The organism is Amycolatopsis azurea DSM 43854 (genome assembly GCF_001995215.1).
GTDB classification, from domain to species: Bacteria; Actinomycetota; Actinomycetes; order Mycobacteriales; family Pseudonocardiaceae; genus Amycolatopsis; species Amycolatopsis azurea.
The window spans coordinates 108,000-134,079 of record NZ_MUXN01000005.1; the positions used below are offsets into that span (position 1 = coordinate 108,000).

Annotated in this window: 29 protein-coding genes and 1 tRNA gene; 18 read left to right on the top strand and 12 right to left on the bottom strand. The window is 68.0% G+C overall.

What is annotated here, in order from left to right; all coding sequences use genetic code 11:
* Window positions 1-27: 27 nt before the first annotated feature.
* Both B0293_RS08385 and B0293_RS08390 read left to right on the top strand, forming a co-directional pair.
* The gene (locus B0293_RS08385; protein ID WP_005163341.1) at window positions 28-1,230 is read left to right on the top strand and encodes a sensor histidine kinase; all 1,203 of its coding nucleotides are present in this window, start codon (window positions 28-30) and stop codon (window positions 1,228-1,230) included.
* Window positions 1,227-1,874, top strand: coding sequence for a response regulator (locus B0293_RS08390; RefSeq protein WP_005163340.1), 648 nt, complete (start codon window positions 1,227-1,229; stop codon window positions 1,872-1,874). The genes B0293_RS08385 and B0293_RS08390 overlap by 4 nt, the downstream gene beginning before the upstream one ends.
* Here the strand turns inward: B0293_RS08390 and B0293_RS08395 are convergent.
* The gene (locus B0293_RS08395; protein WP_005163337.1) at window positions 1,864-2,508 is read right to left on the bottom strand and encodes a GNAT family N-acetyltransferase; all 645 of its coding nucleotides are present in this window, start codon (window positions 2,506-2,508) and stop codon (window positions 1,864-1,866) included. The genes B0293_RS08390 and B0293_RS08395 overlap by 11 nt on opposite strands.
* Window positions 2,509-2,959: 451 nt before the next feature.
* Here B0293_RS08395 and B0293_RS08400 point away from each other — a divergent pair, with 451 nt between their 5' ends.
* On the top strand, window positions 2,960-3,841 hold the full coding sequence (locus B0293_RS08400) for a helix-turn-helix domain-containing protein (RefSeq protein ID WP_005163335.1): 882 nt from the start codon (window positions 2,960-2,962) through the stop codon (window positions 3,839-3,841).
* Window positions 3,842-3,948: 107 nt separating this feature from the next.
* On the opposite strand, the gene B0293_RS08405 is transcribed toward B0293_RS08400, so the two are convergent.
* Window positions 3,949-4,164 (bottom strand): DUF397 domain-containing protein, encoded by a 216-nt coding sequence (locus tag B0293_RS08405; RefSeq protein ID WP_052014539.1) that lies wholly within the window; start codon window positions 4,162-4,164, stop codon window positions 3,949-3,951.
* Window positions 4,165-4,342: 178 nt separating this feature from the next.
* Here B0293_RS08405 and B0293_RS08410 point away from each other — a divergent pair, with 178 nt between their 5' ends.
* From B0293_RS08410 to B0293_RS08430, 5 genes are read left to right on the top strand one after another with little or no spacing between them, the layout of a single operon-like run.
* Window positions 4,343-5,296, top strand: a complete 954-nt coding sequence (locus B0293_RS08410; RefSeq protein ID WP_005163327.1) for an AfsR/SARP family transcriptional regulator — start codon at window positions 4,343-4,345, stop codon at window positions 5,294-5,296.
* Complete coding sequence (locus B0293_RS08415) at window positions 5,293-6,147, top strand: hypothetical protein (protein WP_005163325.1); 855 nt, start codon at window positions 5,293-5,295, stop codon at window positions 6,145-6,147. Before B0293_RS08410 ends, B0293_RS08415 begins: the two co-directional genes overlap by 4 nt.
* A 21-nt stretch (window positions 6,148-6,168) precedes the next feature.
* The gene (locus B0293_RS08420) at window positions 6,169-7,314 is read left to right on the top strand and encodes a hypothetical protein (protein ID WP_005163323.1); all 1,146 of its coding nucleotides are present in this window, start codon (window positions 6,169-6,171) and stop codon (window positions 7,312-7,314) included.
* The gene (locus B0293_RS08425) at window positions 7,311-8,561 is read left to right on the top strand and encodes a hypothetical protein (RefSeq protein ID WP_005163322.1); all 1,251 of its coding nucleotides are present in this window, start codon (window positions 7,311-7,313) and stop codon (window positions 8,559-8,561) included. Before B0293_RS08420 ends, B0293_RS08425 begins: the two co-directional genes overlap by 4 nt.
* Window positions 8,551-9,912, top strand: coding sequence for a DUF4407 domain-containing protein (locus B0293_RS08430; RefSeq protein WP_005163319.1), 1,362 nt, complete (start codon window positions 8,551-8,553; stop codon window positions 9,910-9,912). Before B0293_RS08425 ends, B0293_RS08430 begins: the two co-directional genes overlap by 11 nt.
* A 49-nt stretch (window positions 9,913-9,961) precedes the next feature.
* On the opposite strand, the gene B0293_RS08435 is transcribed toward B0293_RS08430, so the two are convergent.
* The 3 genes from B0293_RS08435 to B0293_RS08445 form a co-directional block, all read right to left on the bottom strand.
* Window positions 9,962-11,191: a lipase family protein gene (locus tag B0293_RS08435; protein WP_052014226.1), complete on the bottom strand. Its 1,230-nt coding sequence runs from the start codon at window positions 11,189-11,191 to the stop codon at window positions 9,962-9,964.
* A 226-nt stretch (window positions 11,192-11,417) separates the two neighbouring features.
* Window positions 11,418-11,621, bottom strand: coding sequence for a cold-shock protein (locus B0293_RS08440; RefSeq protein ID WP_005149851.1), 204 nt, complete (start codon window positions 11,619-11,621; stop codon window positions 11,418-11,420).
* 128 nt (window positions 11,622-11,749) lie between these two features.
* On the bottom strand, window positions 11,750-12,445 hold the full coding sequence (locus B0293_RS08445) for an SDR family oxidoreductase (protein WP_005149848.1): 696 nt from the start codon (window positions 12,443-12,445) through the stop codon (window positions 11,750-11,752).
* A gap of 59 nt (window positions 12,446-12,504) precedes the next feature.
* On the opposite strand from B0293_RS08445, the gene B0293_RS08450 reads away from it, so the two are divergent.
* The 3 genes from B0293_RS08450 to B0293_RS44225 all read left to right on the top strand — a co-directional run bounded on the left by B0293_RS08450 (window position 12,505) and on the right by B0293_RS44225 (window position 13,870).
* Complete coding sequence (locus B0293_RS08450) at window positions 12,505-13,071, top strand: TetR/AcrR family transcriptional regulator (protein WP_005149846.1); 567 nt, start codon at window positions 12,505-12,507, stop codon at window positions 13,069-13,071.
* A gap of 34 nt (window positions 13,072-13,105) precedes the next feature.
* Complete coding sequence (locus B0293_RS44220; RefSeq protein ID WP_005149843.1) at window positions 13,106-13,615, top strand: MerR family transcriptional regulator; 510 nt, start codon at window positions 13,106-13,108, stop codon at window positions 13,613-13,615.
* 96 nt (window positions 13,616-13,711) lie between these two features.
* Window positions 13,712-13,870, top strand: a complete 159-nt coding sequence (locus tag B0293_RS44225) for a hypothetical protein (protein ID WP_005149840.1) — start codon at window positions 13,712-13,714, stop codon at window positions 13,868-13,870.
* On the opposite strand, the gene B0293_RS08460 is transcribed toward B0293_RS44225, so the two are convergent.
* Complete coding sequence (locus B0293_RS08460) at window positions 13,834-15,357, bottom strand: nucleobase:cation symporter-2 family protein (protein WP_039914954.1); 1,524 nt, start codon at window positions 15,355-15,357, stop codon at window positions 13,834-13,836. The genes B0293_RS44225 and B0293_RS08460 overlap by 37 nt on opposite strands.
* Window positions 15,358-15,516: 159 nt before the next feature.
* Here B0293_RS08460 and B0293_RS08465 point away from each other — a divergent pair, with 159 nt between their 5' ends.
* Entirely contained in the window at window positions 15,517-16,728 is a 1,212-nt protein-coding gene (locus B0293_RS08465) for an amidohydrolase family protein (RefSeq protein WP_005149838.1), read from the top strand.
* 3 nt (window positions 16,729-16,731) lie between these two features.
* On the opposite strand, the gene B0293_RS08470 is transcribed toward B0293_RS08465, so the two are convergent.
* From B0293_RS08470 to B0293_RS08485, 4 genes are all read right to left on the bottom strand, one after another.
* Window positions 16,732-17,580 carry a trypsin-like serine peptidase gene (locus tag B0293_RS08470; protein ID WP_005149837.1) on the bottom strand — a complete coding sequence of 283 codons (849 nt, stop codon included), beginning with the start codon at window positions 17,578-17,580 and terminating at the stop codon, window positions 16,732-16,734.
* A 117-nt stretch (window positions 17,581-17,697) separates the two neighbouring features.
* A complete protein-coding gene (locus B0293_RS08475) occupies window positions 17,698-18,135 on the bottom strand; it encodes a DUF6416 domain-containing protein (RefSeq protein ID WP_005149836.1) in 438 nt (145 codons plus the stop codon).
* A 115-nt stretch (window positions 18,136-18,250) separates the two neighbouring features.
* The gene (locus B0293_RS08480; protein WP_005149835.1) at window positions 18,251-18,868 is read right to left on the bottom strand and encodes a PadR family transcriptional regulator; all 618 of its coding nucleotides are present in this window, start codon (window positions 18,866-18,868) and stop codon (window positions 18,251-18,253) included.
* A 12-nt stretch (window positions 18,869-18,880) separates the two neighbouring features.
* On the bottom strand, window positions 18,881-20,461 hold the full coding sequence (locus tag B0293_RS08485) for an FAD-dependent monooxygenase (protein ID WP_005149834.1): 1,581 nt from the start codon (window positions 20,459-20,461) through the stop codon (window positions 18,881-18,883).
* A gap of 170 nt (window positions 20,462-20,631) precedes the next feature.
* Between B0293_RS08485 and B0293_RS08490 the strand changes: the two genes are divergently transcribed.
* Window positions 20,632-20,973, top strand: a complete 342-nt coding sequence (locus tag B0293_RS08490; protein ID WP_005149833.1) for a hypothetical protein — start codon at window positions 20,632-20,634, stop codon at window positions 20,971-20,973.
* Window positions 20,974-21,024: 51 nt separating this feature from the next.
* Window positions 21,025-21,150 (top strand): hypothetical protein, encoded by a 126-nt coding sequence (locus tag B0293_RS44680; protein ID WP_280617120.1) that lies wholly within the window; start codon window positions 21,025-21,027, stop codon window positions 21,148-21,150.
* A 6-nt stretch (window positions 21,151-21,156) separates the two neighbouring features.
* Here B0293_RS44680 and B0293_RS08495 read toward each other — a convergent pair.
* Window positions 21,157-21,229: transfer RNA gene (locus B0293_RS08495), tRNA-Lys, on the bottom strand.
* Between the two features lie 99 nt (window positions 21,230-21,328).
* On the opposite strand from B0293_RS08495, the gene B0293_RS08500 reads away from it, so the two are divergent.
* The 3 genes from B0293_RS08500 to B0293_RS08510 all read left to right on the top strand — a co-directional run bounded on the left by B0293_RS08500 (window position 21,329) and on the right by B0293_RS08510 (window position 24,342).
* Complete coding sequence (locus B0293_RS08500; protein ID WP_005149831.1) at window positions 21,329-21,868, top strand: DinB family protein; 540 nt, start codon at window positions 21,329-21,331, stop codon at window positions 21,866-21,868.
* Window positions 21,869-21,893: 25 nt separating this feature from the next.
* Window positions 21,894-23,267 carry a class-II fumarase/aspartase family protein gene (locus B0293_RS08505; protein ID WP_005149830.1) on the top strand — a complete coding sequence of 458 codons (1,374 nt, stop codon included), beginning with the start codon at window positions 21,894-21,896 and terminating at the stop codon, window positions 23,265-23,267.
* 82 nt (window positions 23,268-23,349) lie between these two features.
* A complete protein-coding gene (locus B0293_RS08510; RefSeq protein WP_005149829.1) occupies window positions 23,350-24,342 on the top strand; it encodes a lipoprotein in 993 nt (330 codons plus the stop codon).
* 12 nt (window positions 24,343-24,354) lie between these two features.
* Here B0293_RS08510 and B0293_RS08515 read toward each other — a convergent pair whose 3' ends face one another.
* Window positions 24,355-24,951 carry a DUF4383 domain-containing protein gene (locus tag B0293_RS08515; RefSeq protein WP_039914951.1) on the bottom strand — a complete coding sequence of 199 codons (597 nt, stop codon included), beginning with the start codon at window positions 24,949-24,951 and terminating at the stop codon, window positions 24,355-24,357.
* Between the two features lie 186 nt (window positions 24,952-25,137).
* On the opposite strand from B0293_RS08515, the gene B0293_RS08520 reads away from it, so the two are divergent.
* Window positions 25,138-26,061, top strand: a complete 924-nt coding sequence (locus B0293_RS08520) for a serine hydrolase (protein WP_005149826.1) — start codon at window positions 25,138-25,140, stop codon at window positions 26,059-26,061.
* The last annotated feature ends 19 nt before the right edge of the window (window positions 26,062-26,080 follow it).

The following is a 26,080-nucleotide window of genomic DNA, read 5'->3' on the forward strand; positions in this document are numbered from 1 at the left end:
CGTCCGTCGCGGGATTACGCTCGGCTGGTGCTGGCCAACCTCAGAAGTCACCCCAGGACCGTCGACCTCGGGCTGGTCGTACTCATCGGACTGTCCACTGTGGTCTCGGCCGATGATCCCGAGGGCGTCGAATGGTGGCTGACCTCCTTGGCGGCCTTGGCTTCCTTGCTGGTCCGGCATCGCAATCCCACGATCACGTTCGCGACCGGTTCGGCGGTCTCACTCCTCCATCTGGCCATGGGCAACGATCTGCGCCCGGTCGACGTCGTGGCGTTGATCGGTCTCTTCTCCGTCGCGGCCTGGGGATCGCGACGGCTTTCCCTGGCGCTGCTGGCGGCGGGACTGCTGGTCGCCGGAGCGTGGTCGTTCCACGCCTCCCAGGCGAATTCGCGAGAACCGGCCCCGCGGCCGCCGCGGATCATCATCATCGACCCGTTGGCGCCCTTCGACGTCGACACCGACCACAGGCAAGTACAGGATTGGGGCGGTTTCCCGGGCATCGGGCTGTCGCTCACGGTGGCGTGGCTGGCGGGACTGAACACACGGCAGCGCCGGATCCGCCTGGCGGTGCTGGAACAACGGGCCGCCGATCTCGAACGCGAGCGGGACACCCAGGCCGCGCTGGCCGTGGTCGCCGAACGCGGCCGGATCAGCCGCGAACTGCACGACGTCGTCGCGCACGCGCTTTCCGTGATGGTGTTGCAGGCCCAAGGCGCCCAAGCGGAACTGGAGAAGCGGCCCGAGCGGTCACGGGAGGCGATGGACGCCGTCGTCGGCACCGGGCGGACCGCGTTGAGCGAGATCCGGCGGCTCCTCGGCGCGCTCGGAGGAGACGAGCCGGACTGGGAGCCTCAGCCCGGCGCGGAACGCCTGCCGCGGCTGGTCGCCGACGTCCGGTCCGCGGGCACGCCGGTCGACTTCCGGGTCGAAGGCGAGCCTCGGCCGCTTCCGTCCACAGTGGACTTGGCGGCCTACCGGATCGTGCAGGAGGCGCTGACGAACGTGCTGAAACACGCCGGATCGGGCGCGTCGGTGACTATCGTGATGCGGTACGACCCGGGAACGCTGGTGATCGAGGTGTCCGACGACGGCGTCTCGGCGGAAGCACCGTCCGGCACCGGGCACGGCCTCGAAGGGATGCGGGAACGGGTGAACGTACTGGGCGGCACCTTCACGGCGGGATCGCGGCCGGAAAGCGGCTTCACCGTCCGCGCGACCCTGCCGTCATGACGATCCGGGTGGTCATCGCCGACGACCAGGCGCTCGTGCGCACCGGCCTGCGGATGATCCTGGACAACGCGGAAGACATCGACGTCGTCGGCGAGGCCGGTGACGGCGCGGAGGCCATCGGGCTGGTCGCGGACCTCGATCCCGACGTCGTGCTCATGGACATCCGGATGCCCGAGATGGACGGCGTCGAAGCCACCGCCGCGATCGCCGCGGCCCACCGCGCCCGCGTCCTGGTGCTGACCACCTTCGACCTGGACGAATACGTCTACGCCGCGCTCCAGGCGGGGGCCAGCGGCTTCCTGCTCAAGGACGCGCTGGCACCGGACCTGCTCTCCGGCGTCCGCGTGGTCGCCGCCGGTGAGGCGACGCTCGCGCCCACCGTCACCCGGCGGCTGCTCGACCGTGTCGTCACCGGCCTGCCCGCGCCCGCTCCGGACGAGAGGCTCGCCCTGCTCACCGGGCGTGAGAACGAGGTGCTGCACCAGCTGGCCCGCGGCCTGTCCAACGCCGAGATCGCCGAGAAGCTGTTCCTGTCGCCGGGAACGGTGAAGACCCACGTCGGCCGCATCCTCACGAAACTCGGCCTCCGCGACCGTGTTCAGGCCGTCGTCTTCGCCTACGAGTCCGGGCTGATCAGCCGGTGACCGCGGCGGGCGCGCGCCAGTGCTTGCCGCGCCGGGGCCGCCGGTGCTGCCCGCGGCGCCCGAAGTCGCCGAGGCCGTCCGAAGGGCGTGCGGCGAACTCCTCCGCCGTGATGCCCATCCGCACCAGGTACTTGATCTCGCCGCGCACCACTTCGGTGTCGCGCAGCCTGCCTTCCTCGCGGAAGCCGAGGCCGGCGTGCAGGGAAAGCGACGCCAGGTTGCCGCCGTAGACGGTGACCTCGCATTTGCGGAAGCCGCGCTGCTCGAACATGTGCGCCAGGAGGACGGTGATCGCGTCCGTGGCGTAGCCGCAGCGCTGGTGCCGCGGGGCGATCCCGATGCCGTAACCGAAGTGACCGGTCACCGGGTCGGCGCCGATGGTGCAGACCGAACCGACCAGCATCCGGCCGCGGACCGTCTCGATGCCGAAGTGGATGTCGTCGCCCGCGGAACCCGAACGGTGCGAGGCCCAATGCCGGTGCCCGCCGCCGATCAGCGTCGACGCCTCGCGGGCCATATCGCGGTCGAAGCCCATCAGGACCCGCCGGTCCCGGAGACCGACCTCGCGCAACCGCACCTTCCGCCCGACCTGCTCGGGCTCCGGGGCGGAGCGGCTCACCGCGTCCGGCCGCACGGCTGCTCACGAACGATCACAAGCATGCATCGACGATATCGGTAGTGGTGGGGCGCGTCGCCGTGGGCCCGAAATGAGCCCGGCCGACCTCCTCACGGGTGCCTTCCGGCTCTACCCCACGAGCGCGAGACCCACGAAGAGTCCCAGCATGAATCCCGCGAACATCAGCTTGGCGACGTACGAGAGCGTGAACCAGACGCGCATGATCTTCCTCCGGCCACCGGTATTGAATCATTTTGAATCAAATTGAATCATCCGTGCTACAGTGTGTCAACGAGCACCAAGATCGCTGCGCCGACTGAGGCATACACGTACCCACGAGTAGTCCAATGGTGGTTGATCTTGGCCTCATGTCGAAGCTTGACACCGCCTGACGGGACTGCTGGAATGACTCGTAACGAATCATTCCGAGTCGCCCCGTCGCCTTACCGACGGGAGATTTCAGAGCGTCATGGACTTCTCTGACGAGTTGGGCCCGGCGCCGACAGGACGAGAGCAGCTGGCGGCCGAGCTGCGGCGATTGCGGGATCTCGCCGGTGTTTCCGGCCGGGATCTGGCACAACGGGTTGGCATCAGCCAGTCCAAGGTGTCACGCATCGAGGCGGGCGCCGTCGTCCCGTCGCTTCCGGAGGTCACGACGTGGGGAAAGGAGTTAGGCGTGCCTGTCGAGACCCAGAAGCGACTGACGGCCTTGACCGAGGCGGCCTACAACGAGGTGCACCCTTGGCATTCAGCACTCGAGCAGCCCGGCGTCCTCCAGGAAGGAGCCGAAGAACACGAGTCCGTGGCGACCCGGCTCCAGATCTTCCAGCCTTCCGTCGTGCCCGGACTGCTGCAGACCGCGGAGTACGCGCGCCGGGTGATCACCTTGTTCCACAGGCAATACGCCGACAACGATCTCCGTGCGGAGGTCGCGAAGCGGGTGCACCGGCAGCTCGCACTCTACGACGAGGGCCGTCACTTCGAGTTCCTCATCACCGAGTCGGCCCTGCGCTGGCGGCCGGGTTCGACCACCTTGCTGCTGGCCCAGCTCGACCGCATCGCGTCACTCAGCACCTTGGGCAACGTGAGGATCGGGCTGATCCCCCTCCACACGACGGCCACCACGCTCACGACCCACGGCTTCGACATCTACGAAGGCGACGGCGGTGAACGTGACTCCTCTGTCCTCGTCGAGATGATCCACGGCGAGATGAGAACGGGCGCGGCGAAACACGTGCAGATCTACCGCGCTCGCTGGAACCTTCTCCAGCAGATGGCGATTTTCGACGACGAGGCGCGGAAATTCCTGGATTCCGTCGCCTCGAACCTTAGAACCGAAACTAATCACTAGAATTCCAACCCGTTCTTTTCGAAAAACGAAACAGGCCTCACCGGGGAGGGAGAGGGAAAAGTGGCCGGGATGGCCCGGATCGGGCCATCCCGCCATCTCTTCCTGCGCTAGAGAATCTGGTCGAAGTCGCCGGCGAGCATTCCGTCGGCGAAGGCGACCCACTCGGCGCGGGTGAAGAACACCAGCGGCCCTTCAGGATCGTTGGAGTTGCGGACACCGATGATCTCGGTCTTGGCCACCTCCACGCAGTTCCCTTCATTGGAACGGCTACTCTTCCGGAAAGTGGCGTTCGCGCGGATCCAATTCTCGATGTGGGCGTTCATGACATCCTCCTGATTTCTCCGGCGACCCGTTGCCGCCGTACGAAGTCAGATTGGCCCGTGGAACTGCACGAACAGCTGCATCACCTACTGCACATCCGGCTGCACGGACGGCTGGATATCCGACCCGATTCGATCCGCTCCCGCGATCGTTCGTGTCGACGGAAGCCGAAGGCGAGAGATGACGAAAGAGCTCGAGATCCGGCAGGGAAACACCGTCATGTTCCACCTCTACGGGCACGTGGAGGCGACCATCGACGGGGAGAGCTTTTCCCTGGGCGGGGAGCGGGAACGTGCCCTGGCGGCCAGACTGCTGCTGGCGAAAGGAAAGCCGGTGCCGCGAGACGTCCTGCTGGACTACTTGTGGGAGGAACTGCCGAAGTCCGGGGTGAACCTCTTCCACCGCGCGATGACGCTTCTTCGCCAGCAACTCACCCAGCTCGACATGGGCGAGGCCCTGGTCAATCGCGACGGTGTCTGCCAACTGAAGGTCCCGGCCGAAGCCGTGGACTCGCGGCAGCTCGAAAAACTGCTCAACGAAGCAAAACACATGGATCCGCGGACCGTCACCGGCCTGCTTCGCGAGCACCTCGTCCGCTGCGGCGGCGACCCCCTGTCCGGTCTGGGAAAGCACCGGCTGGACCCCCATCGACAGTCTCTGATGGAACTGCGCAGGAGGGCGGAACTGATGCTCTTTCGTATCGACACCCAGCTGGGCCGGGCCGAACACCACATCCCGGATCTCATCCGGCTCTTCCAAGAGCAACCGGACGACATCCGGATCGCGAGTCTCACGATGTACGCCCTTCACACGATGGGACGGCAGCAGGACGCGCTGGACACCTTCGACCAGTACCGGAAGAACCTGCAGGAGTCCGGTTTGGACGTACCTCAGCAGATGTGGGACCTGCACGCCAGAATTTTGCGTGACGACAGGGATTTCGTGCCCGAGCCCAAGGAATTCCCTTTCACCGAAGGCGATCCCGAGGTCGACGAGAAGCCTGAGGCGACAGAGCGTCCTGAAGAGACCGAGCAGGCCCGGACCACCCCGGCGCCGCAGGTGGTCAACAACGTCAGCGGATCGATCACAGGCGAGTACGTCCTCTTCGGCGTCGACAACCGGAGGTCCCAGTGACCGACGACCCGGACCCGAAACCCCCTGACCCTGAAGAGGGGCCCGCGGCGACGAGTTTCGACGCCGAGACGGTCAACCACGTCCAGACCTACCTATCGCCGTCGACGATGAAGATCGAGACCGCCCTCTTCGGGGTGGACAACGGGACGTCCTCGAGCCGTGCCCGGGCGACCGGCCGGGTCACCGACCAGGACATCACGGAGGCCATTACGACCTACGTGCCACCAGACTGCTACCCGCTCGCCTCGAAGGCGCTGGAGAACGAGAACGCGGTCGTGCTCCACGGGCCCGCGGACGTCGGGAAACGCGCCAGCGCCATCGTGCTGCTGAGGGAGCGGACCGACGGGCCGCTCATCCTTCTTTCGCCGCAACTGGACCTCACCGAGCTCGGGGAGCGCGACTACGACAAAGGGTCCGGCTACGCCCTCGTCGACCACATCGTCGTGCCCACGACCGCCGAGCAAGAGTTCGAATGGCGGATGGTGCGCGAACGGCTGGTGAAGGCGGGCGCGTACCTGGTGGTCACGACGACCACCCCGCCGTCCCTTCCAATGGTCGCTGTCCAGCACGTCGGCTGGGAACCACCGCGACCGGACGACGTGCTCGTCAGACGGACTTCGGTACCGCTGTCCGAGGACGACCTGGACACGCTCACAAAGTCGCTCGCCGGTTCGATCCGCATGCGGGACGTCGTCCAGCTCGCGAAACGGCTGACCGACGGCGAGTCCATGGCGAACGCCGTCGGACATCTCGACCAGACCGCGCGGAGCAAGGTGTGCGCGTGGTTCGACAAGGAGCCGAGCCGGCGGCAGATCGCCGAAGTGACTGCGTTGTCCTTCGCGCTCGGTTAAGACGACCGGCACTTCGAGTCGGTGCTCGCCTCGCTCGAACAGCAGTTGCTCGTCCACATGCCCGAGCCGGAGAGCACGGAGGACGTGCCGCAGGAGACCAGCCTCCCGCAGCGACGGCATCAGCTCACCGGACCGGACAGCCTCATCGTGCGCCGGACGGTCACCTCGGAACTCGGGCCGCGCACCGAGCTGGCCTTCGCGTCGAACTCACTGCACCGGCACGTGCTCGCCGTGTTGTGGGAGCGGATGGAGGTCGCGTTCTGGGACGCGTTCCGCGAATGGCTCAACCGCATGGCCGTCCTCGACGTCAAGGTCGGGTTCGGGCTCGCGCACCTGGCCGAGGTCGCCTTCGCCGAGGTCCGCACACTCCTTGAACCGTGGTCTCGTGGCGACCGCGGCCTACGAGGCCAGTGGGTAGCCATCCTGGTCCTGTCCACCATGGCCGTCAGCAACGAGCTCGCTCCCGCCGCGCTACAAACCTCGACGCGATGGATCAACAGCGGCAACGCCGCGCAACGCTGGACCGCGGCGGTGGCCTTCAGTGGTGACCTCGGCAGGCGATTCCCGCATGAGGCGATGAATCGGCTGTGGCAGCTCTGCACCCAGCCGCACACGTCCTCCGGTGACCCCTCGTTCGCGCTCGCGAGACTGTTCAGCTCGCTGGCCAGCAACACCCCGGACGCCGGCATCGTGCTGAGCACGCTGGAGGGCAAGCTCAGGCGCTTCCGCAGCCCTGGCGGGAACGTCGTCATGCAGGCGGTCGCGATGAAGGCGACACTCGCCGTGCTGTCGATCAAGGACGACACCGGCGGACGTCGTGCGTTCCTGCGCCACCTCGAGAGATCCCCCGAGCGCATCGGCGTGGTCGCGAAGCTGTGGGTCGCCATCCTGGGCAATTCGCCGACGCGCCGTGACGCGATCCGCTCGCTGCGCGACGCGGTCGAGGACATCTCGGACCATCACGAAGAACCGGCGAAGGAGGCGGCGCGGCTCGGCGGCGCGCTCGCCGCCGAGATGACCGCGGACGACCGGGTCCGCCTCGAAGCGGAGATGCGCCTGCTCACGAAACGGGAGCGCGCCGAGAACAACGAGGTCGTGGCCGTCCTGTTCACCACCCTGCTCGAAGCACTCATCCCTGAAGACACGGTCAGGAAGGAAACCCGATGAACGTCCCCTACCCGGTTGTCGAGCAGCGGACCTTGACGCCGGTGGCACCTCGGCGGCTGTTCGGTCCGAAACGGACCCGGACACTCGAAGAGATCCCGACGGGAAGCGCGAACCATCGCCTGGTCTATCGCATCAGCGGGGAGTACGTGCTGGACAACGCCGCGCTGCCGCTCGACTCACCCGACGTCATCGCCGCTTCGCATGTGAGCCTCGTCGACGTCGCCCAGAACGTCGAAGTGGTGGTGGAACTGGAAATCCCGTCGAAGGACGCGGGGATGTTCACGCTTCGCGTCACCTTCGTCTGTTCCGTCAACGACGCCGCCGCGGTGGTCAGGGAAGGCTCGCCGGACCTCCGATCTGCCCTGCGCGGCTATCTCAAAGGCCATCACCGGCTGTTCGAACTCGGCCTCGACTTCTCCCTTGCCGAGATCAATCAGGCCCGGCTGAAGCTCAACGCCCAGGTGAAGGCGTTCACCACGATCTACCCGCCCGTCTTCGTGGGAGTCGGCGCGAACCTCGCCAGTGTCGAACTGCTGACCCCGGAAGAGGTCTCGGCGCTGCACAAGTCCCTGCGCGAGCAGGAGAACCAGCACACGTTGCAGAACGACGAAACGAAGTACAAGCACTTCGACGAGGTCCGTTCCCAGCGGCACACGCTCGGCCTGGACGCGAACCAGCGCGACTTCGAGCGGTACCAGTACGAGAAGGAACGGGAAACCCTGGAAACCGGGCCCGAAAGCGCGTTGATCTTCGCCTTGTCCCGGGGCGACATCAGCGCGAAGGACTTCGCCGACGAAGTCCTCCGCCGTGACCAGGAGCAGCTCGAAGCGAGCCGGGCCGAGTCCCGGGAAAAGCGGGAATGGGACCGGGAGGACTCCCGTGAGCGCCGGGCATGGGAACAGGAGGCGACCCGGAACAAGTGGGAAGTGGAGCGCGAGGACCAGCGGGAATCCCGGCGTCTTCACACGCAGCGGATGGAACTCAAGCGTGAGGACGAGCGGCGGCTCGAAGAGTGGGCTCGCGAGGACAAGAACCGCCAACTCGAAGCGGAAGTCACCCTTATCAAGGACCTCGTCCAGCGAGGAGCCCTCGACACGGCAAACCTCAAACTCGAGGGGGTCGTCAACAAATACCTCCGCGACAACGGGGCCGACCGCTCGGTGGGCGAGTTGCCGTCGAAGCCCGAGCAGCCGACCGACGAGGACCGCGTCGACGACGTCGAGGTGAGGGAAGAAGATGCCGACTGACCTCGCCGACCCGCCGGTCACGAACGGTGATCCGGCGGCGCGGTCCTCCCTGCCGAACGACTCCGCCGTCGGTCTCTACCGGCCGGTCCGCCCGGATCTCGGCGTCGCCAGGCGGCTGCGGAAGCTCGCCGGGATCCGCGAGGACATCCTCGACTGGGTGCCGGAAGAACGGTCCCGGTACACCAGGCTCGGCGCGATCGTGCTGAACACGGGCCTGCTCGCCGGATTGTCCCTGGTGGTCGCGCTGCACAGCGTCGCGGGTGGCGCTTGGTGGATGCTGCTGCCGTTCGGTGCGCTGTGGGCCTACCTCATCATGACCTTCGACGGCTGGCTGATCTCCAGCACGCACGGCGTGCAGCACGTCTCGAAGCTCCGGCTGTTCCTGCCGCGCATCATCATCTCGCTGCTGCTCGGCGCCGCCATCGCCGAACCCCTCGTGCTGTGGGTCTTCCAGCCGTCGATCCACAACAACATCGACGACCACCGGAAGAAGGTGGTGGAGGACTACGAGGGCGTGCTGCGGCGGTGCAATCCGCCGACCGGCGAACCCACCGGGACTCCGGATTGCGCCGGTTACCTGGTGAACATCCCGAACAGCCCGGCTGCGATCCAGGCCGAACTCGGCGACACGACCCGGCTGAGCAAAGACACACAGGAGACCCTCGGCAAGCTGGACGGCAAGCACGCTGAGCTCGAGCAACTCGCCAGGGACGAATGCGCCGGCAAGTCCGGGCCGGGGTTGACCGGGGACCGCGGCGAAGGCGGGGAATGCCTTCGAAACCGGCAGAAGGCCGATCAGTTCCGGACGGACAACCAGCTCGACAAGCAGCACGCCGATCTGGTCGCGTTGAACGCCAAAGTGACCGCCCTGAACGGACAGCTGTCCACCGCGAGGGCGAGCAGCGAAACCGAGATCAGCCGCGCGATCACCGCGAAGGTAGACGCGAAGAGGGCGAATCTCGACGATCGTGGTCTGCTCGACGAGATCGACGCGCTCGACCGGCTCTCGGCTGAAAGCACGGCCGTGTCCGTCGCCGGCTGGGTGCTACGGCTCCTGCTGATCGCGATCGACTGCATGCCGGTCTTCAGCAAGCTCATGGGCGGCACCACCTGCTACGACATCCTCGTGTCACGGCAATTGGAGTCCGCGAAGCGCCTGCACACGAAGCACGTCTCGCTCTACGAGCGCCGGGACAGCGTCGATCTCGACATCCTGGCGCAGCGTACGGAACAGAAGCTCCGCACCAAGACCGGCGACATGGACAACGAGGAGCGCATGGGCCGGGCCAAGCGCAAGCAGGAACTCACCGCGCAGATCGATCACCTGGCCGAACAGCTGGAAAGGCGGTGACGGGGGCGGGGCATGGGCGGCTGGGACGCCCATGCCCCGCCCTCGTCGTCTAGAACTGGCCGCAGTTCCCCGTCGCCGGCTTCCCCGCGAACCGTTCGGCCAGCCAGTTCGCCGCGTTGCCCTGGGCACCGGTGATGCCGAGGACGTGGGAGAAGACCGGGCTGAACGACGGGATGTCCTGGAAGCGCACGTTCGCGCCCTTGGCGCACCAGTCCTTGCCGAGCTGCTTGCCGATGCTCGACGGGATGACGTCGTCGTTGGGCGTGTGCTCGACCAGCACCGGCGCCGCGGGCTTGAGCGTCCCGATGCGGTTGGCCGCGACGATCCCCCGGAAGGGCTCCTGTTCCAGGTAGGCCGAGACCGGCCGCCCGTCCTTGGTCAGCTGGCTGGAGTTCTTGTACATGTACTTGAAGACGGCGTCCAGCGTGCAGGTGGTGCGCGCCTCGTCGAAAAGCTGCTTACCGGCGTCGTTGGCCAGGTCCAGGATCCCGGCTTCCGGATAGGCCGCGTTCAGGCCGATCAGCGAGTATCCCAGGAATCCGACGTACATCCCGCCGTCGAGGCTTTTCGCGAGCACCGCCTTGTCCGCGGGAGCAGCTCCGACGTAGGCGCCTTTCAGGTCGAGTTCGGGAGCGTACGCGGGCGCCAGTTCGACGGCCGAAGCCGACGCACCGCCGCCTTCCGAATAGCCCGCGACACCCACGGGCGACGCGGCCGAAAGCCCGGTGCCGGGCAGTCGCTGCGCCGCACGCAGGACGTCGAGCACGGCGTGCGCTTCGGCCTCCCGCACCACGTACGTGTGCTCACCCGGCGTCCCGAGTCCCTGGTAGTCGGTCTGGGCGACCGCGAAACCCTTGTCCAGCAAAGAAGTCACGAAGGAACTCTGGAACGACGACACGAAATCGCCGCCCTCGCCCGCCAGCGCCTTCGACGGCGCGCACTGGTCACCCATACCCGCGGTGAACGGCGCGTACGCCACGATCGGCCGTTGCCCGGGCCCGCTCCACGCCTTGTCCGGCACCAGGACCGTGCCCGTGACCGGGATCGCGCGGTTCGCGGTGTCCCGGCTCAGGTACATGACCCTGGTCGACTTGGCGCCGGTGAACGTCGACGGCAGCGTCTTGACCACGTCGCCGTCGGCGCCCTGCGGCAGCGGTGACGGCGGCTCGTAGAAACCCGGATCGGCGCCGGCGGGAGGGGCACCGAAGGACACCAAGGCGGCCGCGAGACCGACGGACACCAGGGCGCGCAGACGGGACGGACGAACGGAAAAAGGCATGCTGAACTCCACTGATGAGTTCGGTTTCCTCTCGCGGAACCGGCGAGAGGAAACCCACAGTGGAGGCAGTCGGGAAGGGCGTCAACCAGCGCTTTCGCGCGTTGTCAGCTCACTGAGCACACGATTTCGCGTTTTTGTGATCCACGGCCGAGTGACCGTGACCCGTCCCGAAAACGCCCGAAGGCCCCCACCCGGAACGGATGGAGGCCTTCGAGGTGGAGAAAAGTCAGATGGCGACGACGCGCTGGGCCTGCGGGCCCTTCTGACCTTGGCCGATCTCGAACTCGACGCGCTGCCCCTCGTCCAGGGACTTGAAGCCGCTGCCCTGGATCTCCGAGTAGTGCACGAAAACGTCCGGTCCGCCGTCGTCCTGAGCGATGAAGCCGAAGCCCTTTTCGCCGTTGAACCACTTAACGCTGCCCTGAGCCATACTTTTATACCTGCTCTTCATAGCGAGTCTGAGCCCATTCGATGCCCCGATCTCGCCGTCCATTGTCGCAGGTCTTGCCCCGTCGCACACCTCCCCGGGCCGAATTCGCACAGATTCCCAGGTCAAGGTCACCCTTGGCGAGTCGGCCGGATGGTCAGATCGCCGATCTCGACGTCGTCGGGCTGGTCGATCGCGAAGGCGATCGCCCTGGCGACCGCCGCGGGGTCGATCCCGAAGCCGGTGTCGCCGATGAGCTCGGTGCGGACATAGCCGGGTGAGATCGACGTCGTCCGCAGCGTCCCGTCGGTGTTCTCCTGCCGCAGGCCCTCCAACAGGGTGCGGACCGCGTTCTTCGTCCCGGCGTACACCGCCTGGGTGGGGACGATCCGCAGGCCGGCGGTCGAGACGACGGTCACGAAGTGGCCGCTGCCCTGCTCACGGAACACGGGGAGGGCGGCCGCGACGCCGTGCAGGATCCCCTTGAGGTTCACGTCGATCATCGCCGCCCAGCTCTCGACGTCCAGCTCGGCGACCGGGCCGAGCTTGGCGATGCCCGCGTTGCCCACGAAGACGTCCAAGCGGCCGAAGCGCTCGAGGGCGACGTCGACCAGGGCCTTGAGGTCGCCGGGGTCGGTGACGTCCACGCGGGTGGCGGCCGCCTGGCCGCCGTCGGCCTGGATCTCGGCGACCAAGCTGTCCAGCCGGTCGGCGCGGCGGGCGCCGAGGACGACGGACGCGCCGTGCGAGGCGAGGTGACGGGCGGTCGCTTCGCCGATCCCGCTGCTGGCGCCGGTGATGCCGACGACCTTGCCGTGAAGGGTCATGAACTTCCTCCGCCTAGAGTGGACACATGTCCGGTTACCCCGACCACCATAGCGGACACGTGTCCGCTTCTGTCGAAAGTGGCGGTTCACGACGTGCCGACGCCCAGCGCAACCGCGAGCGGATCCTTCAAGCTGCCCGCGAGCTCGTGCACGAACCGGGCGAGCTGAAGCTCAACGCGGTCGCGAAGGCCTGCGGTATCGGGCAGGGCACGCTCTACCGGCACTTCCCGACCCGGGAAGACCTCCTCGCCGAGGTGTACCGCCGCGACGTCGAGGACCTGGTCGCCGCGGCTCCGCGACTGTTGGAGCAGCATCGGCCGCCTGCCGCGCTGGCGGCGTGGTTCGACCGGGTGGCCGCCTACGCCAGGGTCAAACGCGACGTGTTCGCGGCCGTCGAGGCGGCGATGTGGCGCGACCTCGCCGCCCACAGCCTCGGCCCGATCGGCGAGGCGGTGGAGCTGCTGCTGGCCGCCGGCCGCTCGGACGGCAGCCTCCGCGCGGACGCGGAAGCACGCGACGTCATCGTGCTGATCAGCTGGCTGACCAGGCTGGACGACGCCGAACTCGACGCGCGTGGCCCGCGGCTGTTCTCGATCCTCGTCGACGGTCTCCGCGCGAGGGCTTGACCTTGACGCTGCGTCAGGGTCGGAGCCTTGCCGCATGACGAACACACCACCCGTCGGAGGGGTCCAGGAGATCGACGGCCGCCGCCTTTTCGCGCACCGGTCGGGCGACGGCGGGCCCTCCGTCGTGTTCCTGCCGGACGCGAGCGCGGGCGGCCTGGACTACTTCGGCGTCCAGCAGGAGGTTTCGCGGTTCACCACCGCCGTGGTGTACGACCGCGGCGGCACGGGCTACAGCGACCCCCTGCCGCTGCCGCGCACCGCCACCGCGGGCGTGACCGTGCGCACCGTCCGCCACTACCACCACGTCGGCCTGCTGGCCGAACCCGGACGCGATGCCTCCGGATACCGCCGGTACAGCGCGCAGGCGGCGGTGGATCTCATCCGGATCAGGACCCTCGCCGACGCCGGGGTCCCGTTGGCCCGCGTCGACACGCTGTTGCACGCGCGACCCGCCGAATTCGCCGCCGCCATCGCCGGATCGACGCCGAGTTGCGACGCAAGATCGACAAGCTCGCCGAAAACCGGCTCCGGATCGCCGAACTGACCGGCGGTGAACGGCTCGTCCTGCCGCCCGACGTGGTCGACCTCCTGGAGCGGATGCGCGGCCTGGGGGTCAGCGAGCAGCGGGTGCTGCTGGAGCGTGAAGCTTGGATCCTGCGGTGGGCGGCCGGGATACCGCGACCTGGTCGCCTCCCGGATCTCCGAGGCGTCACCGGCGTGGCAACGCGTCGTCGACGAACTCACCCACCGCGCCCTGCGGCGTCAGTGCGCTTCCGGGCCGGAGCCGAGCCGGTACTGAACGGGACGGCCGTCCGCGTCCTGGACCGGGACCGGCTTGCCCTCGGCGTCCACGATCTTGCCGTCGACGACCTTGTCCCCGTTTTCGAGCTGGGACAAGGCTTTGAGGTCGGAGTAGTCGATCACCCGGGTCGCCGTCGCGAACACCGAAGGATCGCTGCCCGCCTTGCCCGGCTTCAGATGGTTGAACACCAGGTTCAGCACGACGGCGAGGAGTGCGGCGGAGCTGATCCCCGAATGGAAGATCGTGCCGACCCAGCCCGGGAAATGGTGGTAGAAGTCCGGAATCGCGATCGGGACCATGCCGAGGCCGATCGAAGCGGCGACGATGACCAGGTTCAGATTCCCGTCGTAGTCCACTTTGGACAGTGTCTTGATGCCGGACGCCGCGACCGTGCCGAACAGCACGAGACCGGCGCCACCCAGTACGGGATAAGGGATCGCGGCGACCACCCGGCCGAGGATCGGGAGCATTCCGAGCACCAGCAGGACCACGCCGCCCGCGGTCACCACGAACCGGCTCCTGACCCCGGTGATCGCGACCAGGCCGACGTTCTGGGCGAACGCGCTCTGGGTGAAGCCGTTGAAGACCGGCGCGATCGCCGAGGACGCCATGTCGGCGCGCAGGCCGTCGCCGATCCGGCGCCTGCCGACCCGCGTCCCGACGATCTCCCCCACCGCGAGGAGGTCGGCCGTGGTCTCGGTGAGGGTCACCAGCACGACGATGGACATCGACACGATCGCGGCGATGTCGAAGGTCGGCGCGCCGAAAGCGAACGGTGTCGGCAGCGCGAAGACCGGGCCGTCCGCGACCTTGGAGAAGTCGGCCTTGCCCAGCAAGGCGGCCAGCACGGTGCCGATCACGATCGACAGCAGGATCGAAAGCCGTGAGATCGCCGGGACGGCGACCTTGCTGAGCACCAGGACGATCGTCAGGGTCAGCGCGGCCAGCCCGATGTTGGAGACCGAGCCGAAGTCCGGCGCCTTGTCGTTGTTGCCCATCGCCCACTTGGCCGCGACCGGCATCAGGCTGAGCCCGATCACCGTGATCACCGTCCCGGTGACGACCGGCGGGAAGTACTTCACCAGCCGCGAGAACACCGGCGTGATGAGCAGGCCGAGCACCGAGGAGGCGATCACCGAGCCGAAGACCGCGGGGAGCCCGCCGTCGGCCACGATCGCGGTCATCGTCGCCACGCCGGCGAAGGAAGTGCCCTGGACCAGCGGCAACCGGGAGCCGAAGAAAGGTATGCCGTACGACTGCAGGATCGTCGCCAGGCCACCGATGAACAGGCACGACGCGACGAGCAACCCGATCTCGGCCGGCGAGACGCCCGCGGCGCCGCCGATGATCAACGGTGGCGCGATGATCCCGCCGTACATCGTCAGGACGTGCTGGATGCCGTAAGTGAAACTCTTGCCGATCCCGAGCCGTTCGTCCTCGGGCCCACCCCTCGCGGCCGCTGCGGTCTGCGTCCTCTTCACCATGGATCCGCCTCTCGGTAGAAGCGAGCGATGCCGGGCAATTTCGATCTGCGGAGGTTAACTTCCACATAGCAGAACGGCAAGACCCGATCTCAGCAGGTGATTGCCACCAGGGACCGACTTTGGTATACCAAATAGGGTTCGTCGAGAGAGGTGTGCTCAGTGTTGATCCGGGACGTCCGCCCCTGGGGTGGACAGCGCAGTGACGTCGAAGTGGCCGATGGCCGGATCGCCGCGGTGCGCCCGCACGATCCCGCCGCCGCTCCGGCACCCGACTCCGTCGAAGGACGCGGGCGGCTGCTGTTCCCGTCGTTCAGCGACGTGCACGTCCACCTGGACTCGACCCGGATCGGCCTGCCGTTCCGGCCGCACACCGGCGCGCCGGGCGTGTGGGCGATGATGCTGAACGACCGCGAAAACTGGCGCGACGCTGAGGTCCCACTGCCCGAGCGTGTCGCCGGGACGCTGGAGCGGATGATCGCCAACGGCACCACGCGGGTGCGCACCTACGCGCAGGTGGACGTCGACTGCAAGCTGGAGAAGCTCGACGCCGTAGTCGCCGCGAAGGAGCGCTTCGCCGGGCACGCGGACGTCGAAATCATGGCTTTCCCGCAGGCCGGGATCCTGCGCGAACCCGGCACCGTGGACGTGCTGGAGGCCTCGCTGCGCTCGGGCGCCACGGTCGTCGGCGGGATCGATCCGTGCTCACTGGACAAGGACCCCAAGGGACACCTCGACGTCGTGTTCGGCCTCGCCGAGAAGTACGGCGTGGAAGTGGACATCCACCTGCATGAACCCGGTCACCTGGGCGTTTTCTCGACCGACCTGGTGATCGAACGGGTCCGCGCGCTGGACATGCGCGGCAAGGTGACCCTGTCGCACGCGTACGAACTGGGGTCGATCTCGGAATCGGTGAGCCGCCGCCTGATCGACGCGTTCGCGGAACTGGACATCGCGATGGCGACCGTCGCGCCGTCCGTCGACGGCCAGCTGTCCCTGGCGGACCTCACGACCGCGGGCGTGCGCGTCGGCCTCGGCGAGGACGGCCAGCGGGACTACTGGAGCCCCTACGGCAACTGCGATCTGCTCGACCGCACCTGGCAACTGGCCTTCACCAACGGCTTCCGCCGCGACGACCTGATCGAAATGGCCCTGGCCGTCGCGACGATGGGCGGCGCCTCGATCATGAGCCACGACGTCCCGCGGCTGACGAGCATCGCCGACCGGCCCGGCGTGGCCGTCGGCGACCGCGCCGATCTGCTGCTGGTGGACGGCGAAACCCCGACGAGCGCGGTGATGGACCGCGGCAAGGACCGCACGGTGCTGCACGACGGCGTCGTCGTGGCGGACGGCCTCGCCGTGGTGGAGTTCTGACGGTCAGAGCTCGCCGGCTCGTTCGTACAACTTCCGCACCGGCTCCGTCAAAGCGGCGCCGCTCAGATCCGTGGTCACGCCGTCCTCGGTCATCGTCCCCCGGCTCGTGACACTGAAGATGGTGCCCTTGCCGGTGGCGGGATCGAAGTTCCGCAGCCACGGACCGCCGCTGGAGCCGCCCGCGAGGTCGCAATCGGTGTTCCACGTCTTGTTGACGGAGTTCTCCTTGAACGTGGCGGGCTGCTCGCAAGAGAACAACGCCTCACCCCCGGCCGCCTTCGACACGGGGTAGCCGAGCATGGTCGTGTCCACAGTGGACGGAAGCTTGTCAAACGAGATGTCCTGCGTGCCCGCGACGTCCGCGACATGACGGCCGTCGACCGGATCCAGGGCGAGCACCGCGTCGTCGTCCGCTCCGCTCATCGGGCCCGAATACGTGCTGGACCAAGCGAAGGCGCGAGCGGCGAACACCCCGTGCGGCGCTTCGCCGTGGTCGTAACCCGGGACGAACACGACGTTGACGATCTTGATCGGGTTGTCGAACCGGTCCAGCCCGCCGTTCACGCAGTGCCCGGCGGTGAGGGCCACATCCTTGCTGGAACTGGGAACCACCGTCGCCGTGCAGGATCCGTCCACCCCGGGCTGGGCGGTGAAGAACAGCCGCCCGACCCCCGACGGCACCGACCCCTCCCACTCGCGGCCGATCTTCTCCGCGGGCGGCAAGTCCTCTTCACCCACCCATTGACGCATCCGCTCCGGCGTCCAGTGAGCCAGCGCCGCTGCCCGGTCGGCCTCGCTCACCGTCGTCACCACCTGGTCGTCGGCCGCGGACGCCGGCGTGGCGACCACCACCGTCGCGGCTCCCAGAGCGGCCGACAGGGCAACGACACGGCGAACTGCGCGCTTCAGGTCCATGATCAAGAGACGTCCCGGGCGCCGGGAAGTTGTTCACTGGAGCCCAGCGATGCCTCAGTTCGCCCGTGCCCGCCGGAAGAGGGCAGCGACCTCGTCGGTCATCCAGTAGCGCGCGTTCTCGCCCTCCGGGTATTCCCAAGCCCACGGCCAGGTGCGCCCGACCGCCTGGCAATGCCTGCCGGGCCAGCCGAGCACGCCTGCCACACCGTGCTTGCCGTTGGGCAGCCCGAGCAGCCTGCCCAGTTCGTCACCGCTGAACCTGGCTCCCGGCTTGTCCATCAGCGTCGAGAACAAGGCCTTGGCCTTGTCGCTGAATTTCCCCCACACCACCTTGGCGAGGTCTCCGTCCGAGCGACTCCACTCGACCAGATCGACCTCGGTCTCCTCCGTCGGCAGGACTTCGAACGCAGCGGGGTCGGCCAGCCAGCGCCCGAACATCGAGTAGAACTCGGGGATGCGGTCCTCCGGGACCTTGACAGTGACGTCGATCATGAGGGCTCCTCGCCGTGCGGAAGTTCTTCGACACCGCAAAGTTAGCCCCTCCAGAGATATCTAACAAGACCTCAGAGATATCTAAAGGGCTACGGAGGGTCTAAGGCGCCCTCGGTCAGGCGCCGTCGGCGAAACCGTTCAGCCGATCGGCTTCCAGCTTCTCGATCGTCCCTCGCAGCCAGGTGATCTCGGCGCTCGCCATGGCCCGCTGGTAATCCGCGTCGACGAGGTGGATCGGGTCCACCTCGTCGAATTCGGCCACCCTGGCGTCGATCTCGGTCTCGAATCCGGCGAGGCTCCGCTCGCAGGTCTCGAGCCGTTCACGCAACACGGCCACCGCGTCGGATCTCGAGATCGAGGCGATGAACGCCAGCGCCGCGGGAAACTCCGGGTACTCCACGGCGGGGACACGCAGCATGTCGCGTACCCATTCCTTGGACACCTGGACACCGCGCTCGGTGGTACGGAAGACGGTGCGCTCCGGACGTTTCTCGTGCTTGGCCGTCTCGTGCACGGCGATCAGCCCGTCTCGCTCCAGCCTGCGCATCGTCTGATAGATCGCGTTTCGCTGACTGACGTTGATGACGCGGTCCTTGTCCCATTCGACGATCCGCTGGCGCAGCCCGTACGGATGCTTGGGTTCGACGGCGAGCAGCAGCAGGACGGCCATGGCCAGCGGAGACCGGCGGACGGTCGCCGTGCCCGTCTCCTCGTCGTTCGGGTGTCCGGTCACGAAGTAATCATTTCAGCCTCTCCGCAGGATCGCGCGAAACGCCTCGGCCAGCGCCTCCGACGGCCGTGCGGTCGCCGGACTCAGCCAGGCCACGTAGCCGTCGGGACGGATCAACGCGGCACCACCCGCGCCGACCGGATAGCGCTCGCCCCAGGAGTTCTCCGGATCGGCGAGGTCGGCGGCCGTTCCGATCCGGAACGCCTGGAGCGGAACGGAAAGCCGATCCGAGACCTCGCCCGCGGCCTCAACCCACGCGGTGCCGTCCTCGCCGGCGAACAGGACGAAGCCACGGCCGAACAGGTCGTGCGTCGACAGCCGCGAACCGTCGCGCTCCACCCACAGGTGCGGCGCGCGCATCCCCGGCTCCGCCACCTTGTCCAGCTTGTCGCCGAACACGGTGTCGTGCCCGGCGCCGATGACCGCCGACGACCAGTAGCGCTGCCCCAGCGTCCACAACTGGTCGTCCGTGGTGTCGTCCTCGATCTCGGTGCTGTTGCGCTTCATCTGCCTGTGCACCACGAGGTCCGACAGTTCGACGGCGACGGTGTGCCGCTCGTCGTGGTAGGTGTCGAGCAGCCCCTCGCCCGCCCAGCCGTGCACCACGCCGGCGATCTTCCACGCGAGGTTGTAGCCGTCCTGCACCCCGGTGTTGGCGCCCATCGCACCCGCGGGCGGCCACACGTGCGCGGCGTCGCCCGCGAGGAAGACACGGCCGTCGCGGTACCGGTCGGCGATGCCGATGGCCTGTTCCCAAGGGGCCACGTCTTCGATCTCCACCGCCAGGTCGTCCCGGCCGACCGCGGCCCGGATGTCCGCGACACAGCGCTCGGTGGTGAAGTCGGCGATCGACTCGCCCGCCGCAGGGTCGTAACCGACGCTCATTCCCCAGCGGTTCTTTTCGGCCGTGGTCACCAGGCCGCCGCCGACCTTCTCGTTCACGATGATCCAGAACAGCGCCGGCTTCGGCACGAACTCCGACAGCTCGGCGCGGAAGACGATGCTCACCGAATGCTGGATCACGCCGGGACCGGTGCGGTGGATGCCGAGCCGCTCCCGGATCGGGCTGCGGTGCCCGTCCGCCGCGACGACGTAGTCGGCCCGCACCGTTTGCTCGACGCCGGTCTTCCGGTCGCGGACGACCGCGGTCACGCCGTCGTCTTCGGTGACGAGAGAGACCACTTCGGTGTCGAAGCGATGCCTGGCACCCAGCTCACGAGCGGCGGCGATCAGGATCGGCTCGACCGCGTTCTGGTCGGCCTGGCAGAACTCGCCGGGGCTGAGATCGGGCCAACTCCGCGGCGCGGCGTCACCGAACAGCCAATGCCATTCGCCCGCCAGCGTCTCGCAGCGGGCGACGCCCCAGTCGTCCTCGAAGGGCTTACCGGCCTCCCGGATGGCCTCTTCCAGACCCAGCGCGCGGTAGATCTCCATGGTCCGCTGGTTGATCCCGCGCGCCCGGCCCTGGATCGAAACACCCGGATGCCGGTCGACCAGCAAGGCGCGAACACCCTGTTCGGCCAGGAACAAGGTGATCGCCAATCCGACCAGGCCGCCGCCCACCACCAGAACCGGAACCCGTTCGTCGTCCGCCATACGTCTCCCCCTTCGAAGGATCTTGCGTTGTCGTCGGCCGGAAATCCCGGCAGGCGGACACAGTTCTCCCTGGCCGTATCGACAAGACGACCGGAACGCGTCCGATGGTCATGAAGATACTAGTCACATTATGACTATGTCAACGCGAAGAGTTCCGGGAGAATGGGCGCATGATCGGTGACCGATGGGGCGTACGCGATGACGAGGTCGCGCACCCTTACCTGTGCGACGACTTCGTCACCTCCCCCACGCTTCGGGCGTGGCGGGGCGTGAGTATCGAGGCGCCCGTCGAAGCGGTGTGGCCGTGGGTCACGCAAGTGCGACTCGCGCCTTACTCGTACGACTGGATCGACAACCTCGGCCGCCGCTCGCCTCGCGAGCCGGTTGACCTTCCCGAGCCCCGGGTCGGCGACAAGTTCACCGCAGTCGGTGGGCGTCAACTCGGCCGGATCGTCTCGGTCACCCCGGGAGAACAGCTGACGGGGGTCATCATGGGCGCGTTCATGTCCTAAGCGCTCGCGCCTCAGGATTGCGGCACTTCGCGATTGCTGCTGAAGGTCGTCATGCGCACCAACCGCTTGGTGGCCGCCGGGGTTTCCGTCGGCGACCTGGTCATGGCTCGGCGGCAGTTGCTCAACTTCAAGCGGCTCGCCGAACGACACCATCACCGAACGCGGCGCGAGATGTGAAAAGAGTGGGCCGCCTGGGGCTCGAACCCAGAACCTACGGATTAAAAGTCCGCAGCTCTACCAATTGAGCTAACGGCCCGTGCGGGCGAGTCTAGTAGACCGCCGCCGACCACCAGGATGGCGGGGCCGCCGCCGGAGCGCCACGGAATTGTCGGGGGTCTCTGCCAGGGTCGGGGGCATGGACACGATCCCCGACGAGAACTACTCGGCCGGCTGGGAGGGTGACCGCCCGGAGTCTTCGCGCGTGGCTAGCGAGCGCGAGATCCTGACGTCCACGCTGGACTGGCATCGCCGCACCTTCGAGCTGAAGTGCGAGGGCCTGACGCCGGAGCAGATGGCCATGCGGTCGGTGGAGCCGTCGAGCATGTCGCTGCACGGGCTGCTCAGGCACCTCACCGGCACCGAGCGCTGGTGGTTCCGCGTGCAGTTCCTCGGCGAGGACGTCCCGCTGCTCTACTACTCCGACGATCGGCCCGAGCAGGACTTCGACGACACGGACGGCGACGTCGAGGCCGCGTGGGCGGCGTGGCGCGAGGAGTGCGCGCGGTCCAGGGAGATCGTCGCGGCCGCGTCGCTCGATGACACGGGCACGAGCCGCCGCGACGGCGAGCCGTTCTCCCTGCGGTGGCTGCTGACCCATCACATCGCCGAGTACGCGCGCCACGACGGCCACGCCGACCTGCTGCGCGAGCGCATAGACGGGAGGACAGGCCACTGAAACCTTGTAGTGCGATGCTGGGCCGATGAACGCCGATCCCGATTCCGGCCTCCTCTCCCCGGTCCGCGCCGGCACGCCCGCCGAGGCGGCGACGGGTGATCTCGCCTGGCTGCGGGCCCTGCTCGACACGGAGGCGGCGCTCGCCAGGGCGCAGGCCCGCACCGGGTTGATCCCGCGGGAAGCCGCGGAGGCGATCACTGACGCGGCCGCGAGGGTCGAGATCGACGTGGTCGCGCTGGCGAGGGCTGCCCGTGAGACGGCGAACCCGGTGGTGGGGCTGATCAAGGAGCTGACCGAGGCGGCCGGGACGGAGTACGTCCATCGCGGCTCGACCAGCCAGGACATCTTCGACACCGCGATGATGCTGGTCGCCGCGCGGACAAGGGCGCTCGTCGCGGCCGATCTCGAGACGACGGCGAGCGCGCTGGCGGACCTGGCCCGCGCGTATCGCGACACGACCATGGCCGGGCGCACCCTCACCGCCCACGCGGTCCCGACCACGTTCGGGCTCAAGGCGGCGGGCTGGCGTCAGCTGACGCTCGACGCGCTCGACAGGCTGAACCGCGTGGTCCTGCCGGTCTCGTTGGGTGGCGCGGCGGGCACGCGAGCCGCGTACGCCGAGTACGCGCGCCTCGCCGGGCTGCCCGACGGCTATCCGCAGCGGCTCCAGACGGCCTTCGCCGAGGAGACCGGTCTCGCCGAGACCACGCTCCCCTGGCACACGCTCCGCACCCCGACGGCCGACCTCGCGGCGGCCCTGTCGTTCACCGCCGCCGCGCTCGGGAAGATCGCGGTCGACGTCCAGTTCCTGACCCGCACGGAGGTCGGCGAGGTCGCCGAACCCGCGGGCGAGGGCCGGGGCGGTTCTTCGGCGATGCCGCACAAGCGCAATCCGGTGCTGGCCACGCTGATCCGCTCGGCCGCGCTCCAGGTCCCGGTGATGGCCACTGGCGTCACCCAGGCCCTGATGTCCGAGGACGAACGGTCCGCTGGAGCGTGGCACGCCGAATGGCAGCTGCTGCGCGAGTGTCTGCGGCTGACCGGCGGCGCCGCGCACACGGCGGCCGAGCTCGCCCGCGGTCTGGCCGTCGACGACGGACGCATGCGCGAGAACCTCGGCCTCACGCACGGCCAGATCGTGTCCGAGCGGCTCTCGACCGTGCTCGCCCCGCTGCTCGGCAAGACGCGGGCCAAGGAGGTCCTCGGGCACGCGTCCAAGCTCGCCTTGGAGCAGGACAAGCCCCTTGGCGAAGTGCTTTCCGGCCTGCCCGAGATAACCGGAGTCCTCCCCGCGGATTCCCTGGCCGACCTGCTGGATCCCGCGAGCTACACCGGCTCGGCCGGGGCGCTCACGGACGCCGCGCTGGAGAGCCGCGAAGAAAAACCGAAAACTCCTTGAACCGGTCCCGCACCGGGCCCGTGTAGGGGGTACAAGCTCACCGCGCCGAGCCGCGGAACCCCTACGAACAAGGAGAAATCCCATGCTTCGCAAGCGTTTCGTCGTCGCAGCGGCGTCCGCGGCCGCGGGCCTGGTGGCGCTGTCGGCCTGCTCCGGCGGCACCGAGACGGCGGCACCGGCCGTCGCTCCGGCCGCCGCGGTGGCCGGGGCCGGCGGGAACGCCCCGGCGGCCAAGGGTGAGACCAAGGTGGCCGTGGCCGAAGCCGGGAATCTCGGCCAGATCCTCGTCGACAAGGACGGTTTCACCTTGTACCGCTTCGACAAGGACAGCGCGAAGCCGCCGAAGTCCAATTGCGACGGTGACTGCGCGAAGGCCTGGCCGCCGGTGGTCGCCGAGGGCGAGGTCCGGATCGAGGGTGTGGACCAGTCCCTGGTCGGTGAAGTGACCCGCGCCGACGGCCGCAAGCAGGTCACCGTCGGCGGCTGGGCGCTTTACCGCTACGCCAAGGACGCCAAGGCGGGCGAGACGAAGGGTCAGGGCGTCGGCAGCACCTGGTACGCCGCGAACACCAAGGGCGGCAAGGCGGGCCAGGCGGCCAACCAGGCTCCGGCCGAACAAAAGGACGGCGCCACGAAGCTGGTCGCGAGCAACGTCGACGGCATCGGACCGGCCATTGTGGACAAGGAGGGCTTCACCCTCTACATGTTCACCAAGGACAAGAAGAACAAGCAGCCGACCTGCAACGGTGACTGCGCGAAGGCCTGGCCGCCGGTGCTCGCCGAGGGCGACGTCCAGCTCGAAGGCATCGAGCAGAAGCTGCTCGGCTCGGTGAAGCGCGCGGACGGCACCATACAGGTCACCGTCGGCGGCTGGCCCGTCTACCGCTACGCCAAGGACGCGAACGCCGGTGAGGCGAACGGGCACGGCGTCGGCGGCACCTGGTTCGTCATCGAGCCGGCCGGCTGCAAGAGCAGTGCGCCGGTGAAGAACAAGGCGGCCCAGAGCGGGAACGCCGCCCCCGAGAAGAAGGACGACGCTCCCGCGCAGACCGGCGGTTCGGAATACGGGTACTGAGCCCGGACAGACCTAGTGGGCGAGGCCCGGCGGTCGCTCTTCCCGAGCGATGGCCGGGCTTTTCTCATGCTTCGGCCGTCGCGAGGCGTCCGGAACGGGTTCGACGACAGTGGCGCTGTCGGCGCGGTCCGCCACCACGGTTTCCTCTTCGTCCTCCGGCAGCATCACCTTGTGCCGCGCGGGCAGGAAGGCGATCACCAGCCCGAGTGCGGCGAGGCCGAGGTGCAGCCAGTTGTCCGGCCCGTTGAGGTTGAACGGATTTCCCGCCTGTGAGACCGGGTTCGTCGAAACGGTCCCGGCGATCATGAGCCCCCAGACGAACAGCGCCCCGAAGGCGACGAACGTCAGGAACCCGAAGACCCGGGACCGGCCCGAGCCGAAGGTCAGCAGCAGACCGATCGCGCCCAGCAGGACGAACCCGAGGTTGTAGAGGGGATTCACCGAGATCCCGAGAACGGTCACGTCGCTGCGGCCGATGAAATCGGCGAACCCGGTCCTGGTGAAGCCCACGATCCCGAACACGAGGTAAGCCAGGCTCGCCAGCCCAGCGAGGACCTGGGCGGGCTGAAGTCCCGCCGTTCGGATGCGAGCGCGTTGTGCACGTGCCATTGCTCCGCCTTCCAGAGGTGGCCACCTAAATTCACGCTGGGGGTCACATACCCCGCGGACCTCCCGGACAAACCGGAAAGCGACGCCGCGCGTTCGAGCGGTCACGGATCCCGCTTTCAAACGAGACCTGCGTCACACGAACGGCCTAGTCGCGAACACGAACGGGTGGTTCGGACAACAAGTCGTGTGGGCAAGGTGAGCGGAGTCGTCCTCCTGGTGGGGCTGTGCCTGGGAGCCATCCTCGCGATGCTGCTGGTTCCGTCGTCGCGGTCCGAGCCGTCGGGTGTCGCGGTCGCGGCGTCGAACGCCGAGGCGATGACGATCGAAGCCGACCCGGTCGAATCCTCGACGCCTTCTTCTTCTGCCGCACCGGGTTCGCCGGTGCCCTCGAAGTCCGCCGATCCCGGCAAGCCACCGGCGACCGTCGACGCGGCGGCCCTCGCGGACCTCGTCCCCGGCGGTCAGGTCAGCGTCGTCGTCTACGACCGCACAGCGAAGAAGAGCACGGTTTCCCTTAAATCAGAACGTTCCTACACTTCGGCGTCGCTCGTGAAGCTCCTCATCGCGCTGGAAGCGCTTCAAGCGGGTACGCCGTCGGCCACCGTGCAGCGGATGCTCTCGGTCAGCGACGACGACATCGCCAGCAGGCTGTGGACCGCGCTCGGCGGGCCCACCATCGTCACGAAGTGGGCGACCAGGATCGGTCTCGGCGGCACGCGTCCGCCCGAGGATCCCGGCCGCTGGGGCGACACCCGGATCACCGCCGCGGACATCGCGAAGATCTACCGCTACCTGCTGGAACAGGTGGGCGCGGGCACCCGGGCGACGATCATGCGGGCGCTGAGCGGCGCGACGGAGAACGGCTCCGACGGGATCCGGCAGTACTTCGGCATCCCGGACGGCGTGGGCGATCTTCCCTGGTCGATCAAGCAGGGCTGGGCGTGCTGCCGCGGCTCCCGGATCCTGCACAGTTCCGGTGTGGTCGGGAAAGACGACCGCTACATCGTCGTCGTCCTGACCTCCCAGCCGACGTCGACCACCTATCCCGGCGCCGGACGGCGGGTGACCGAGTTGGTGAAAGCGCTGGTCCCCGCCTTGGATCCGGCTTGACCCACTATTGACGACCTGT